The 14,812-nt window shown below is 33.3% G+C and carries 10 protein-coding genes and 2 pseudogenes; 8 read left to right on the top strand and 4 right to left on the bottom strand.

Going from position 1 to position 14,812, the window contains the following annotated elements:
• The first annotated feature begins 256 nt into the window (after positions 1 to 256).
• The 5 genes and pseudogenes from GQ590_RS03125 to GQ590_RS12830 all read left to right on the top strand — a co-directional run.
• Entirely contained in the window at positions 257 to 436 is a 180-nt protein-coding gene (locus GQ590_RS03125; RefSeq protein WP_160406197.1) for a hypothetical protein, read from the top strand.
• Positions 437 to 454: 18 nt separating this feature from the next.
• Positions 455 to 820, top strand: a pseudogene (locus GQ590_RS03120) (type II toxin-antitoxin system death-on-curing family toxin); the annotation flags it as partial.
• Positions 821 to 1,109: 289 nt separating this feature from the next.
• Positions 1,110 to 1,298, top strand: a complete 189-nt coding sequence (locus tag GQ590_RS03115; RefSeq protein ID WP_160406460.1) for a transposase — start codon at positions 1,110 to 1,112, stop codon at positions 1,296 to 1,298.
• 203 nt (positions 1,299 to 1,501) lie between these two features.
• Positions 1,502 to 2,005: a DDE-type integrase/transposase/recombinase gene (locus GQ590_RS03110; protein ID WP_160406458.1), complete on the top strand. Its 504-nt coding sequence runs from the start codon at positions 1,502 to 1,504 to the stop codon at positions 2,003 to 2,005.
• A 15-nt stretch (positions 2,006 to 2,020) separates the two neighbouring features.
• A pseudogene (locus GQ590_RS12830) lies at positions 2,021 to 2,134 on the top strand (hypothetical protein); the annotation flags it as partial.
• A 166-nt stretch (positions 2,135 to 2,300) separates the two neighbouring features.
• Here the strand turns inward: GQ590_RS12830 and GQ590_RS03100 are convergent.
• Complete coding sequence (locus tag GQ590_RS03100; protein ID WP_160406457.1) at positions 2,301 to 3,350, bottom strand: dihydroorotate oxidase; 1,050 nt, start codon at positions 3,348 to 3,350, stop codon at positions 2,301 to 2,303.
• Between the two features lie 550 nt (positions 3,351 to 3,900).
• On the opposite strand from GQ590_RS03100, the gene GQ590_RS03095 reads away from it, so the two are divergent.
• The 3 genes from GQ590_RS03095 (at position 3,901) to GQ590_RS03085 (ending at position 9,368) form a co-directional block, all read left to right on the top strand.
• Positions 3,901 to 6,672 (top strand): flavocytochrome c, encoded by a 2,772-nt coding sequence (locus tag GQ590_RS03095; RefSeq protein WP_160406456.1) that lies wholly within the window; start codon positions 3,901 to 3,903, stop codon positions 6,670 to 6,672.
• Between the two features lie 29 nt (positions 6,673 to 6,701).
• Positions 6,702 to 7,667 carry an FAD:protein FMN transferase gene (locus GQ590_RS03090; RefSeq protein WP_160406455.1) on the top strand — a complete coding sequence of 322 codons (966 nt, stop codon included), beginning with the start codon at positions 6,702 to 6,704 and terminating at the stop codon, positions 7,665 to 7,667.
• A 240-nt stretch (positions 7,668 to 7,907) separates the two neighbouring features.
• On the top strand, positions 7,908 to 9,368 hold the full coding sequence (locus GQ590_RS03085; protein ID WP_160406454.1) for a DASS family sodium-coupled anion symporter: 1,461 nt from the start codon (positions 7,908 to 7,910) through the stop codon (positions 9,366 to 9,368).
• Positions 9,369 to 9,454: 86 nt separating this feature from the next.
• On the opposite strand, the gene GQ590_RS03080 is transcribed toward GQ590_RS03085, so the two are convergent.
• From GQ590_RS03080 to pykF, 3 genes are all read right to left on the bottom strand, one after another.
• Positions 9,455 to 10,984, bottom strand: coding sequence for an exopolyphosphatase (locus GQ590_RS03080; protein WP_160406453.1), 1,530 nt, complete (start codon positions 10,982 to 10,984; stop codon positions 9,455 to 9,457).
• Between the two features lie 11 nt (positions 10,985 to 10,995).
• Complete coding sequence (ppk1, locus tag GQ590_RS03075) at positions 10,996 to 13,053, bottom strand: polyphosphate kinase 1 (protein WP_160406452.1); 2,058 nt, start codon at positions 13,051 to 13,053, stop codon at positions 10,996 to 10,998.
• A 107-nt stretch (positions 13,054 to 13,160) separates the two neighbouring features.
• Positions 13,161 to 14,573 (bottom strand): pyruvate kinase PykF, encoded by a 1,413-nt coding sequence (gene pykF / locus GQ590_RS03070; protein WP_160406451.1) that lies wholly within the window; start codon positions 14,571 to 14,573, stop codon positions 13,161 to 13,163.
• Between the last annotated feature and the right edge of the window lie 239 nt (positions 14,574 to 14,812).

The following is a 14,812-nucleotide window of genomic DNA, read 5'->3' as shown; positions in this document are numbered from 1 at the left end:
ATAAACCGCTTTCAGGCGATTTTTATTATCAGTTATCTTCATAATGAAGACGACTTAAAGCTAATGTGATGATTTGTAAGGTAACCTAGATTTGGGTTATGAGTAGCGTGTAACAGTCAAATACATAGCACCTATTAATTTTTGTGATTAGTATAAATTTTCTTTACTCTTTACCTTATGGTATTTATAATCAACTTAAGGTTGAGAGCTTATTAGTTTTCAGCCATTCTTATATAAAAACTAATGAGGTGAATTTATGGGTCACGCACAAGTAAAGGAACATCGTCTTTATATTCCTCCACGTGACAAACATGTAGAGGTTAAAGCAAAACCTGCGTTAAGTAATGACTGCAATCATAATGAGCAAGTTTTAAATGCCTTTGCCTTTGGGTTCGCTCGCTACAAAAAAGCCATGAGAGACTTATCAAAGGTTTAACGAATGCTAGTGTCACAAATTGGGGAAATAGTTGATGGAATCAATTTTCTTTCAGTTGATGATATAAAGCTTATCAATTCATTGCTAATTAAACTACAGACACCTAAAGAGCCTATATATGTTCGTGATGAGAATACCTTAGGCTCATCCCAAGCTAGACCCAGTCTTTACAGGTATCACGAACAAACAGAGGATATTTTTAGGTTAGCGGCTGTTCTTATTGAGAGTTTAATTAGAAATCACCCTTTTGCAAATGCTAATAAAAGAACCGCTATGTTTTCTGGTTATCTATTTTTACTATTAAATGGGCAAGAGTTAAAAGCTCCTGACGCAGAAGTTGTTGAAATGGGCGTTGGAGTCACTACAGGAAAGTATAGTGTGGAGTGTAACCACTCCCCAAAATAGCACAGCAAAAAAGTAGAAAATTCTCCATAATAAAAGTAAAGGGGATTTAATTATGAAAAAAATGACTGAACACCAAATTGTATGGATCGGCTACACTAAATCATACAACTTTTTTAAGGGGTAAGGTAAACTTATCACAACTAAAAAAGGAACAAATATGAATAAGATTAAACGCAAAAGACGAACATTCACAGATGATTTTAAACAGCAAATGGTCAGTCTTTATCAACATGGTAAATCACGTAGTGAAATCGTTGCAAAATAGGAATTGACACCATCAGCATTGGACCGTTGGATAACGCAAGCAAGCCAAAGCGGCTCATTTAAAACAAAAGATAATCGCAGTCCACAAGAACAAGAGTTAATCGCGTTGCGCAAAGCGCTTAAACAACTCCGTATGGAAAACGATATCCTAAAGCAAGCAGCACTGATAATAGGGCGAAAATCGCTATCCTAAAAGCAAATCGACATCGTTATAGCATAACAAAACTATGTCAATATTTAGGATTATCAAGATATTATGCTTATTATTAGTGTAAATTGAATAGACAAAAATCAGTAGGGCTTTATGCCGATAAAATCGTGACACTATTTAATCAAAGCTATCAGTCTTATGGCACAAGGCGAATTCGTTTTGATTTATAGAAAGAGAATATTTGGGTGTCACGCCGTTACATTGCTCGGGTGATGAAAGCTTTATTGCTGGTATCAAAATACACCGTTAAACGCTATCAATCTCACACTACGGCAGTGAATGAAACCGCCGCAGAAAATCACCTGCAACGACAATTTGATGTCGGTGATAAAAAACAAATTGTTGTTGCGGATTTAACCTATATTCAAGTTAAGCAACGTTGGAACTATTTATGTGTTTTAGTGAACTTATCCGATAGGCAAATTGTCGGTTACCATGTTGGTCAACATAAAACAGCAGAGCTTGTTATGTCGGCATTAAGCCAAATTAAACTGCCATTATCGAAATTAGATTTATTTCATTCAGACCGAGGTAAAGAGTTTGATAATCGGCTATTAGCGGATTGTTTTAAGACATTTAATATCACGCATTCATTAAGCAAGAAAAGATGTCCTTATGACAATGCGGTAGCGGAAGCGACATTTAAAACAATTAAAACGGAATTTGTAAAAGGCCAACGTTTTAACTAAGCAGCTGAGTTACAACGCGCTTTTTCGGCTTATGCTTATTGGTATAATCATAAACGATTACATTCTTCGTTAGGCTACTTGCCTCTCGTTGAATTTAAAAAACACTTACCCCTTAATTTTTTTGTTTGAAAATGTGTTGCCATTCCAATCAGAATTATGTTAGCAATAGTATTTTTAGCACACCTTATTTTTTGTTATTCTTACTTTAAGAAAAATGATTACCATTTTTTTATTAGATCATAAAAACAGGGCATAATGCCCTGTACGGTTAATATTCATTTCTTATTATTTAAGGCTAAAGACTCTTTTTTATTTCTATTGCAAGGAGTGGATTCCACATGGCACCAGTTGCACTCATAACTGCATCAGCACCATTTTTTATAAATTGATGATAATGTTCACTAGAACTAACTCCACCGACGCCCACAATAGCAAATTTTAGATCCATTTGTTTACGATATTTAGCTAAACGACTTACCATATCTAAACCAGCCCAACGAATTGCATCGCCACAGACACCGCCTTCTTTTCTATTTTCACCTAAAGCAGGATTACCTTTAGCATCAACTGGTTTAGCTGATAGTGTGTTGATTGCACTTAAACCGTCGATAATGGAACCTACGCGGGTTAATAAAGAAACGATCCTTTCATCATCAGGAAAATAAGCTAACTTTAAGATAAGTGGACGATCAGGTACTGCAGTTTTAATTTCATTAACAATTCGTTCAACTTTATCAACATCAAAGCAAAGTAACTTGCTAGCACCTTCATTTGGGCAACTTAAATTTGCTTCAAGAATAGGTGCATTGGTTTCTTTAACTAATTTTGCGGCTAAAGCATAATCTTTTTCAATTTCGCCGTTACCTTGTGTACCTTGAAAACTACCAATAACACATTGTCCATGACCCGCAGATTTTACTGCATCAGCCATATCTGGTTGCCAAACATCAGGCGAAAAAGAGGGAACACCAAACGAATTGGTTATTGATAATGGTTGATTGTAATTGGTATCGGCTAGCACAGTATCTAAGTTAGATGACAATTTACCGTTAGGATGAACTGACAAAACATTAGGTAATGGATGACATTTATGTAATTTAGTTCTTACTGTCTTATATACACATAAGTCGAATCCATAAGCAAAAGCAGCTTTGATATAGTTTGCGTTTAGTAGTGGGCCTGCAGGTTGACCAAATGGTAAATTAACCTCAACATTTAAAAAATTTGAAGGTTTTGTTGAGACTTGTTGTGCTTTATCTAATTGCTTAAAAAGTCCAAATGGACCTTGAGCATAATTATCTTCATAACTTATAGTTGGATCATAAAAAGGGGTTAAAGATTTCATACTGTCTCCTGATTGTGCGTATTCTCAACGAAAAATTGACTATTAATATGTAATAAAAGAAAAATGGATAGATATGAGGTTTAAAGCCAAAAAAAATCCTCCATAAAGGAGGATTAAAAAATAGAATAAATAAAAAATCGAAAGTTGATTTTAATCTGTTAATTGGTATTACAAACATTCCGATAGTCTCTTGGCGTTATACTTCAAAATATTTTATCTCAGATAATTTAAAGTTCAACATGAAAATTACAAAAAATATATAACTAAATGAAAAGGTTAAAGTGTTTTTTTTTAGATTTTTAATTGTGAATTTGACAATTAAAGCACAATAAAACATCAAAAATTGACAGAATTTTACTTTATTTATATTAATAATTTTTTAATTAACTAATAAAACTAAAAAAAGTTTGTCGAAAAAATGATACTAATCACTATTTACTATTAGCAAAACAGGCATTAATGAAATTAATGTAATTGGAGAATCACTATTGTTAATGTTATCATTATCAGTAGCTTTTAAGGTTAAATAATAATGATTAGGTATATAAAAATGAAAAATGAAAATATTTTTAAATCGCTGACACTGCCTAATGGTGCTGAACTAAAAAACCGTATTATGATGGCTCCAATGACAACTTGTTCTGGTTTTTATGATGGTTCTGTTACGCATGATTTAATTGAATATTATCGAGCAAGATCAGGAACAATCGGCACTATTATTGTTGAATGTGGATTTGTTGACGACAAAGGATTAGCTTTCCCTGGTGCTATTGGTTTAGATAGTGATGATAAGATTGAAGGCTTAGCTAAAATTGCTCAAGTGATCAAAGAAAAAGGATCGAAAGCCATTATTCAAGTTTATCATGGTGGAAGAATGGTTGAACCAAAATTAATTGGAGGTCAATCACCAGTAGGGCCTAGTGCGATTGCAGCCCCACGTCCAAATGCGCCTACACCAATTGCATTAACGGCAGAAGAAGTAGACGAAATGATTGACAAATTTGGTCAAGCAGTACGTCGTGCCATTCAAGCAGGGTTTGATGGGGTAGAAATCCATGGAGCTAATACTTATTTAATTCAACAATTTTATTCTCCTAATTCAAATCAACGAAATGATAAATGGGGTGGAAATCGTGATAATCGTACAAGGTTCCCTCTTGCTATCTTAGATGTTACCCATAACATGGTTAAACAATATGCAACTCCTGAATTTATTGTTGGATATCGTTTTTCACCAGAAGAGTTAGAAGTGCCTGGAATTCGTTTTGATGATTCTATGTATTTGCTTGAAAAATTGGCTGAAAAGGGGCTTGATTATATTCATTTTTCAATGGGAACAACACTTAGGCCATCCATTGTTGATACACAAGATCCAACGCCATTAATTAAAAAATATGTGGCAATGCGATCTGAAACATTAGCGAAAATCCCTGTTGTTGGTGTCGGAAATGTTGTTAATCAAAGTGATGTAGAAGATGCTATTAATAATGGCTATGATTTAGTTGCGGTTGGTCGCGCTTGTATTGCTTATCCTGATTGGATTGACCGTATTGAAAAAGGTGAGAAGCTTGAACTTTTTATCAATAGTGATAAGCGTGAAGAACTAAATATTCCTGAACCTTTATGGCATTTTTCGCTTGTTGAAAGTTTGATTCGGGATGTGAACCTTAATGTTAAAAAATTCAAACCAGGCAATTATCAAGAAAAAGTTAATGATGAATCTTATGAATTTTTGATTAATGTTGAATTAGGAAATGATTTTATCAAAGATATACAACTCGTTAATGCTAACAACTTTGATAGCGAAGTATTAAATAATTTTACTGAAATTAAGCATCGAATTATTGACTCTAACAGTCCACATGTTGATGCTATTTCTGGCGCAACGACACAATGTGAGGCATTTAAAAAAGCTGTAACTAAAGCGATGGCAAAATCTAATAAAGAAGCAATTATTGCCGAAGGTGGTGATCCTAATGATCGCGCTTTTGATGTTGTGGTTGTTGGTAGTGGCGGAGCAGGGCTTTCTGCGGCGATTCAAGCACATGATCTTGGTGCAAATGTCATTATTATCGAGCAAATGTCTGTGATTGGTGGTAATACTAATAAAGCCTCGGCAGGTATGAATGCTGCAGAAACCAAATTCCAAAAGCTAAAAGGTATTGTAGACAATAAAGAGCTCTTTTATAAAGAAACAATGGCTGGGGGAAAAAATAAAAATAATCCCGAGTTATTGCGTTATTTTGTTGAAAATGCGCCAAATGCAATTAATTGGTTAGATGATAACGGTATTGAATTAAGTGGTATTACCACAACGGGGGGAATGAGCATTGATCGAACTCATCGTCCTGAAAGTGGTGCTGCTGTTGGTGGTTTTTTAATTAGTGGTTTAGTTAAAAATATTAATAAACGTAATATTGAAGTTATGCTTGATACTGCTGTTACTGAAATTGTAACCGAAAACCATAAAGTTATTGGTGTTAAAGTTTCAGAAGAGGATGGTTCAACTCATTTAATAAAAACCAAAGCCGTTATTATTGCAACAGGCGGATTTAGTGCTAATACTACAATGGTTGAAAAATATCGCCCTGATCTTAAAGGATTTGTCACTACCAATCATAAAGGGGCAACCGGTTCTGGTATTATGTTATTAGAGAAATTAGGCGCAGGAACTGTTGATATGGGTGAAATACAAATTCATCCAACAGTTGAACAAACAACATCATATTTAATTTCTGAATCTATTCGTGGTGGTGGTGCAATATTGGTATCGCAAAAAGGTCAACGTTTTGTTAATGAACTTGATACAAGAGACAATGTTTCAGCTGAAATTATCAAATTACCTGAACATTATGCTTATATCCTATTTGATCAACAAGTTAGAGATGAAAATAGATCTGTTGAGGAATATGTTTCAAACGAACTTGTAAGCCAAGCAAATACGCTTGAGGAATTAGCCCAAAAACTATCGATTGATAGTAAAACATTAGCGAAAACGGTTGAACGCTACAATCAATTTGTGACAGCTAAACACGATGAAGACTTTGGGCGAACTACTGGTATGCGTCATCCAATTCAAAAAGGACCTTTTTATGCAATAAAAATTGCACCAGGTGTCCATCATACAATGGGAGGGGTAACAATTAACACTCAAACACAAGTATTAGATGCTGATAAACAGATAATCCAAGGTGTATTTGCAGCTGGTGAAGTTGTGGGCGGTGTACATGGTGCTAATCGTATTGGTGGTAATGCTGTTGCCGATATCATTATATTTGGTACGCAAGCAGGTAAAAAGGCGGCTGATTATATTAAACATTAATTTGTGATAACTCTTTGAGCTTGTTTAGCATGGTAAATGCAAACTATGAATATACTCAACATTTAATGGGAACAACGGTTTCATTAATGCTTTTAGAGCCTAATGAAACCGCAGTAAAAACTGTTTTTGAGACTATAAAAATACTTGAGGACAAACTAACAGTTAACAGATCGCTATCTGAAGTTATGTCAATTAATTTAGCTGCTGGACAACATCCTGTTACAGTAAGTCGACCTGTTTTTTCTTTGATTGAACAAGCTCAAAAAATAAGTTTACACTTTAATAGTTGTTTTAATTTAGCTATTGGTCCTTTAGTTAAACTTTGGAAAATTGGCTTCCAAGGCGATCAAGTTCCTTCTGTAAAATTAATTAAACAACAACTTTTATTAACAGATCCTAAAAATATTGAACTTGATGCAAATAAACATACTGTTTTTTTAAAAAAAACAGGAATGGAAATTGACTTAGGTGCAATTGCTAAAGGATATATTGCTGATGTCATCAAATCGATTTTACTTCAATATCAAGTTTACAAAGGGATCATTAATTTAGGTGGTAATGTATTTGCGTTGGGGTCATCTTTAACAGATGATAACGGCTATTGGCATATTGGGCTTCGAAAACCATTTTCAACGGATGATAAGTTATCAGGTGTAATTAAAGTTATAAATAAGTCGGTTGTCACATCAGGAATTTATGAGCGATTTTTTATACAAAATGGTCATCTTTATCATCACATATTCGATCCACAAACAGGCTATCCATTAGATAATGAATTAGAAAGCGTGACTGTAATTTCAGATTCTTCTTTAGAAGGTGATATTTATTCTACGGTTTTTTATGGATGGGGACTTGATAAAAGTAAGGAATATTTGCAAAAGCATCCAAATTTATCAGCCATATTTTTGTTAAAAAATAAAACAATAGCATTGGTAAATCCTAATAATTTTATTTTTCAAAAAAGTGATAAACAATACACAATAAAACTAAATTAAACATAAATATAGCAACAAAAAGCCGTCAGGAAACGTATTGATTTTATTGAAGTTTTTTGAGGTTTATTTTGATGTATTTTAATTAAAAGACAAGCAATTCTAAATAAAAATGGTTAGAAAAGCTATTGATTCTATTAGGTTTTTATTTTTCTTAAAATAATAAACTTAATAAATAATCAAATAAAAAATAGAATTAAATCTTAACTTATTAAAAATATTTAAATTCAAAAGGAAAATACTATGAACGTAGTAAAAAAACCGCCAGTAAAATGGCTACCGCTCATCATTATTGCGGCAATTTCTGCCGTACTTTGGTTATATGTGACTCCTCCTGAAGGTATCAGCCAACAAGGTTGGCAAACCAGTATTATTTTTGTAGCTACTATTGCCTGCATTGTGGCCGAAATAATGCCTATTGGAGCTATTGGCTTATTGGCAATTACCGTTTTTGCTGTATTAAGGCCATCTGGTGCAGATACAAATGCGGCAGCTATTAAAATCGCCTTAAGCGAATTAAATAGTAGCCTTATTTGGTTGATTGTTATTGCTTTTATGATTGCCAGGGGGTTTATAAAAACAGGACTAAGTAAACGCATTGCTTATTATCTTGTTAAGATTTTAGGAAAAAATACATTAGGACTTGCTTATGGTTTATCGGTAACTGATATCGCGCTAGCTCCAGCTATTCCGAGTACTACAGCGCGTGCTGGTGGGGTTATTTATCCAATAGCCGAAGCATTAGCTATTAATTTTAATTCAAACCCTAAAGATGAATCACGAAACCGAATTGGCACTTTTTTAATGCTAACAATTAGTCATGTGAATGATATTACTTCGGCAATGTTTTTAACGGCATTTACAGGTAATTTATTAGCCGCTAAGCTAGTTACAACATCATTAGGTATTACATTAGGGTGGGGGCAATGGTTTGTTGCTGCCATAGTACCATGCTTAGTTTCATTTATTGTGATTCCTTTAGTTATTTATTTTTTAACTAACCCAGAACTTAAAAAAACGCCAGAAGCTCCTAAATTAGCAGCAGAAGAATTAAAAAAAATGGGAGCTGTAACCGCTAAAGAAATTATTATGGCAGGTACTGTTATCCTATTATTAGTACTTTGGATTTTTGGTAAAAATGTTGGTATTGATTCAACAACTACAGCGTTTATTGGTTTGACTATTTTGATCTTAACGGGTGTATTAAGCTGGGATGATATAAAAGGTGAAAAAGCCGCTTGGGACACATTAATATGGTTTGCTGCGCTACTTATGATGGCTGGGCAAGTAAATAAACTTGGGGTAACCAAATGGCTAGGTGACACTATAGGTGGTGCAGTACAAGGATACTTAGGCGAAAGTAGCTGGGTATTTGTAATAATTGTTTTATCTGTTGCTTATGTCTATTTACATTACTTCTTTGCTAGCGGAAATGCCCATATTGCAGCTCTATTTCCAGTATTTTTATCTGTCGCTATCACACTAGGTGTACCACAACTAATCGCCATTTTTGCATTAGTCATTTGTACTAATTATTTTGGTTCTATTACTCAATTTGCTAATGCAAGAAACCCATTATTATTTGCTGAAGGATTTGTTCCCGTAAAAACATGGTGGAAAGTTGGATTTATTTGTAGTGTTGTTAATCTAATTATTGTATTTACTATTGGTATTTTATGGTGGAAGATTATTGGTCTTGGTTAATAACAAGCAGATAATGATATTTTTAATTATTGTTTATACCGCCAATTTGGCGGTATTTTTATATATAGAATAAATTGTATGGCAAATTAACTAATGGCAATTGATAGTTTCCAATCATTAATTGCTTTCCAATATTTTTTTTCTTGTTCTAAATCAAGCAATATCAATTTATTATTTTCAACAAATTCTTGATTAATTTCTAAGGTGATTTTAGTGAGTTTATTGTTTAATAATTTTAATTGAAATGCCTGCAAATCAATTTCGGGATTCCTTTGGTTATTTATTAGTATAGATAATCTTAAAATTTGTATTAATGATATGATATGTTTGTGTTCAAACAAGCTAAAATAAGGTATAGCATCAATATTAATCGATTTCCGATGATAACGAACAAGAGTTGATAGCAATAATTGTTGTTCTTCATTGAATCCCGGTAGATTACTATTTTTTAAAATATAACTTGAATGCTTATGAATTGAAGAAAAGTTAATCGTTAACCCCACTTCATGTAACAGGGCAGCCCAATATAAAATAGATTCAGTATTGGGGGGAATGGTAATTGACGCTTGTTGTTGCCATTGTGAGAAAAAATATTTTGCAGTTTTAACAACTTGTTTTGCATGGCGTTGATCTATGTTGTAATGTTCTGAAAGCGATTGTGCCGTGTTTTGTCTAATATCTTGGCAATTAGGACCGCCAATTAATTCATAAAATACACCTTCTCGTAATGCGCATGGGCTAAATTGTAAGGTTTTTAATCCCAATGCATTAAAAATACCACTAAATATAGCTAGCCCACTAACAAAGACATTTTTCCTTTCTTGGGACAGTGAAGGGTAGTTAATATCGTGAAAGGATTCAAATTCTAAAATATAACCAATTAAATCATCGAGCCTTTTAGGCGTAATAATGCCATCATAGACACAGACACCAAGATCTAATAATATTTGATAAATCGATTTTATGGTTCCTGATGTACCAAATGCGACAGTGATATTTAAGTTTTTTATGGTATTAACAATGCTTTCAATTTGTTGCTCTGCTGCAAGTTTTGCTTGTTGAAAAGAAGCCGCATTAATTTTTTGGTCATGAAAAAAACGTTTTGCATAAGTGACACACCCCATGGGGCGGCTAGCAGCGATCAACGGTTTTAAATCATTTCCTTTTCCTATTGCAATTTCAGTCGATCCTCCGCCAATATCAATTACGAATTTTGTATCAGTTGAAGACGTTGATTCAGCTGTCATTGTACCTAAATAAACAAGACGCGCTTCTTCTTGACCTGAAATAATTTCAATGGGGAAAGGAAATACGTTAGCTGCAGCCATTAAAAATTTATGCTTATTTTTTGCTACTCGTAATGTATGAGTTGCAACAACTCGAACATGTTCTGGAGGAAATCCATTTAGTCGCTCAGCAAATAGCGCAAGACACTGTGCTCCTCGCATTATGCTTGATTCACTTAGTTCATTATTAGCATTAAGCCCTGTCGCGAGATGTATATTTTTTTTATTTTTATAAATTACCTGTATCGCACCATTAATAAAACGGGCAATTACCATATGAAAGCTATTTGAACCAAGATCGACTACCGCATATTCATTGAATTTTTTCATTTTAAAAATCCTTATTCAAATGATTCTATCTGTTTCAAATAATCATAAATAGCATATTGAGCTCTAGTTTTTTTCTTATTGCCTCTTTGTACATAATTATTTGTTGCATCTTTATCAATGATGCGGGCTTTTACGTTATCATTGCACTGTATATCAAAAATATTATGAATTGTTGATTTTATTATTGGATCAAAAATCTTTACGCCCACTTCAATACGATTATCTATATTACGAGGCATCCAATCGGCAGAAGAGATATAGGTATCTTTTTTGCCATCGTTTTCAAAAATATAAACACGAGCATGTTCTAAAAATTGATCCACAATACTGGTTACATAAATATTCTCACTCAAATTGGGGATTTGTGGTACTAATACACAAGTTCCCCGTACAACCATTCTAATTTTTACACCAGCACACGATGCACGATAAAGCTCATCGATCATTTCTTTATCGGTAATGGCATTTAGTTTTAGATAAATTCCTGATTTTTTACCTGCTTTGGCGTTATTTATTTCTCGTTCAATAAATTCATTAAAGCGTAATCGTGTATTTTGTGGTGAAACAAGTAAATGGTTGAAAGTTACCGGTTTAAATGGATTTTCGATAAAATTAAAAACTTTTTTAACTTCTTCAGTAATTGCAGGATCAGCTGTTAACAGTGAAAAATCAGTATAAATTCGGGCGGTTCTTTCGTTAAAGTTACCTGAACCAATATGAGCATAACGAACAATTTCGTCGTTTTCTTTACGATCAATCAAAAATAATTTAGCGTGAATTTTGAGCTTTGGTTGTGAATAGATAACTTTAATTCCACTACTAATTAATCGTTTAGCCCATTTTATATTTGCTTCTTCGTCAAATCGGGCTTGTAGTTCAACCACTACGGTCACTTTTTTACCATTATTAGCGGCATTAATTGCAGCATGGATAAAGCGTGAGTCTTTGGCTACTCGATAAATGTTCATTCGAATATGAGTAACAGAGGGATCAAACGAGGCTTGCCGCATAATTTCTAGAACATGACCAAAAGAGTAGTAAGGGTAATAGAGCAATACATCTCTATCTTTAATTGCATCAAATGCATTACGAAACTGTTTAAATCGATTATAACTTAGGCTTGGGATTTTTTTATTTAATAGGCTTTTTTGTCCAAAATCAGGAAATCTGACAAGATCTTTAAAATTAGGATAACGCCCTCCAGGCATTGCATCTTGTTCGGTTAATCGTAATTTATTGATCAATAATTCAAATAAAGCTTTGGGCATATCTTTTTGATAAGTAAAACGTACGGGCTGTGCTGTTAAGCGTTGTTTTAAACCTTGAGACATGAGTTCAAGTAAGCTATCTAACTCAGTATTTAATTCGTATTCCGCATCTCTATTGATATTAATTGAATAAGCATTTAATTCTTTAGCATCAAAAAACTCTTTAAAAATGTCTGATAAACAGTATCGTAATATGTTATCTAGGAAAATAATAGACTTATTTTTAGTTGATACTTCTGACGGTAATAATACAAAACGAGGGATATTATCGGTTGGTAGTTCAAGAAGTGCATAACTGATGTTATCCTGACAAATAATTTCTACCGCTAAATAGGCATGATCATCTTTTAAAAATTGAATAAGCTCGGTATGACTATCAAGCAAAATAGGCGTGATATATTGTCTAAGATTTTGTTTATAATAATTTTTTATCCAATTCTCTTGATACGATGAAAGTTGTCTTTCATTAATCAGGAATATTTGATTCCTAGCCATTTCTAATAATAATTCATTATAAAGCTGATCAAATTGCAGTTCTAATTGGATAACTTTTTGATTTACTTGTCGTAATAAATTTTTAGCATTAGATGAAGAATGAACTTGTTCTTGTTCTATAAGTACATATTTTTTTAAGTTGGCAAACTGGACTTTATAAAATTCATCAAGGTTACTTGAGTATATACCCAGAAAATGTATTCGCTCGATAAGCGGATTGCTTTTATCGGCAGCTTCTTGTAAAACTCGCTGATTGAAAGATAACCAGCTAAGTTCTTTAGGTAAATATACTTTTTCTTCAATCATGGTCGTGTGTTAACTCTATCAATAATATTTCATACAGAATAACTTATGTAAATAAAAAAGCTAGCAGGTCGCTAGCTTTTTTTATTTTATATAAAGAAAATTTAACGTTAAATACGATGAACCGATGTTGTGTTAGTTGTTCCACTTGGTACCAATGCACCAGACACCATCACAATAATTTCACCTTGCTGTAAACCACATACTTTTACAGCCATCTCTTTACCTAAACGGTAAAAATCATCAGTTGAGTTAATTGAATCAATTAAAATTGGTTCTACACCTTTAGTTACAGCTAATTGATTAACTGTTTTTTGACTTGATGAAAGTGCTAAAATACGAGCTCTTGGGAAGTAATGACGGACTTCACGAGCAGATTTACCACTGCGAGTTGCAACCACAATTAACGGTGCATTTAAACGTTCTGCGATTTCTACAGCACCACAACAAACTGCTGAGGTTATACTTAATTTTTCATCTTTTGATGTTAATTCTAACGAAGCAGGAATTGTTTTGTCTGTGCGTTTACAGATAGTTGCCATGACATTGACTGTTTCAAGCGGATATTTACCTTTAGCACTTTCGCCTGAAAGCATAACAGCATCTGTTCCGTCAATAATAGCGTTAGCCACATCACCGGCTTCAGCACGAGTAGGGCGTGGATTTTTAATCATTGAATCAAGCATTTGTGTTGCGGTAATAACTGGTTTTGAAGCTTTATTACATTTTTTGATCATCATTTTTTGAGCAAAAATAACTTCTTCAACTGCAATTTCAACACCTAAATCACCACGAGCAACCATTATACCGTCAGAAGCTTCAAGAATTTCATCAAAGTTATCTAAACCTTCTTGATTTTCGATTTTAGAAATGATTTTAATGTCTTCTCCACCGTGAGCTTTTAAATGAGTACGAATATCTTCAACATCAGAACGTTTACGAATAAATGATGCAGCAATAAAGTCAACACCTTGTTCACAACCAAAAATAAGGTCATTTTTGTCTTTTTCTGCAAGTGCAGGTAACTTAATTGAAACACCCGGTAAATTAATACCTTTGTTTTCACCAAGATCACCATTATTTAAAACCGTACAGATAACTTCATTACCTTTGATTTCTTTAACATCCATTGCAATTAAACCATCATCGACAAGTACACGATTACCAGGTTTAAGGTCATGTGCAAAGCCATCATAAGTTACAGCTACCCGTTGGGCATTTCCAACAACGGTTTTGTCTGTGGTAAAGGTAAATGTTTGACCTGCTACAAGTGATACATCATTACCACCTTCTAACTTTATGGTACGAATTTCAGGTCCTTTTGTATCTAGCATAATAGCAGCTTTTAAACCTGTTTCTTGCATCACTTCACGTAAGTTTTTAATACGGTTGCCATGTTCTTCATAATCGCCATGAGAAAAATTTAAACGCATAACATTCATGCCTGCATTTAATAATTTTGCTAACATTTCTTTTGGTTCAGATTTTGGCCCAATAGTACAAACAATTTTTGTCTTTTTCATAATATTATCTACTAATAGTTAAGGTTAATGTTTAGATTTTAAATAAACTGAGTTTGCGCAAAAAAAAACCAATGCTGACGCATTGGCATATAAAAAGGTATAAGTACCTGATGGAGGTTACTTTTTTACATACAATATTTGAAAAATTAACTACTTTCATCAAAAATTTGGATCCTTTAAAAACTGGGTATATTATAGCCTTAACTACATTTTAAATAAAGTTTTTTATCATTAATTGG

It is taken from the genome of Gilliamella sp. Lep-s35, assembly GCF_009795845.1.
Taxonomy (GTDB): Bacteria; Pseudomonadota; Gammaproteobacteria; order Enterobacterales; family Orbaceae; genus Gilliamella.
The sequence above is the reverse complement of the archived record's forward strand: the minus strand, read 5'-3'. Positions and strand labels throughout refer to the sequence as shown.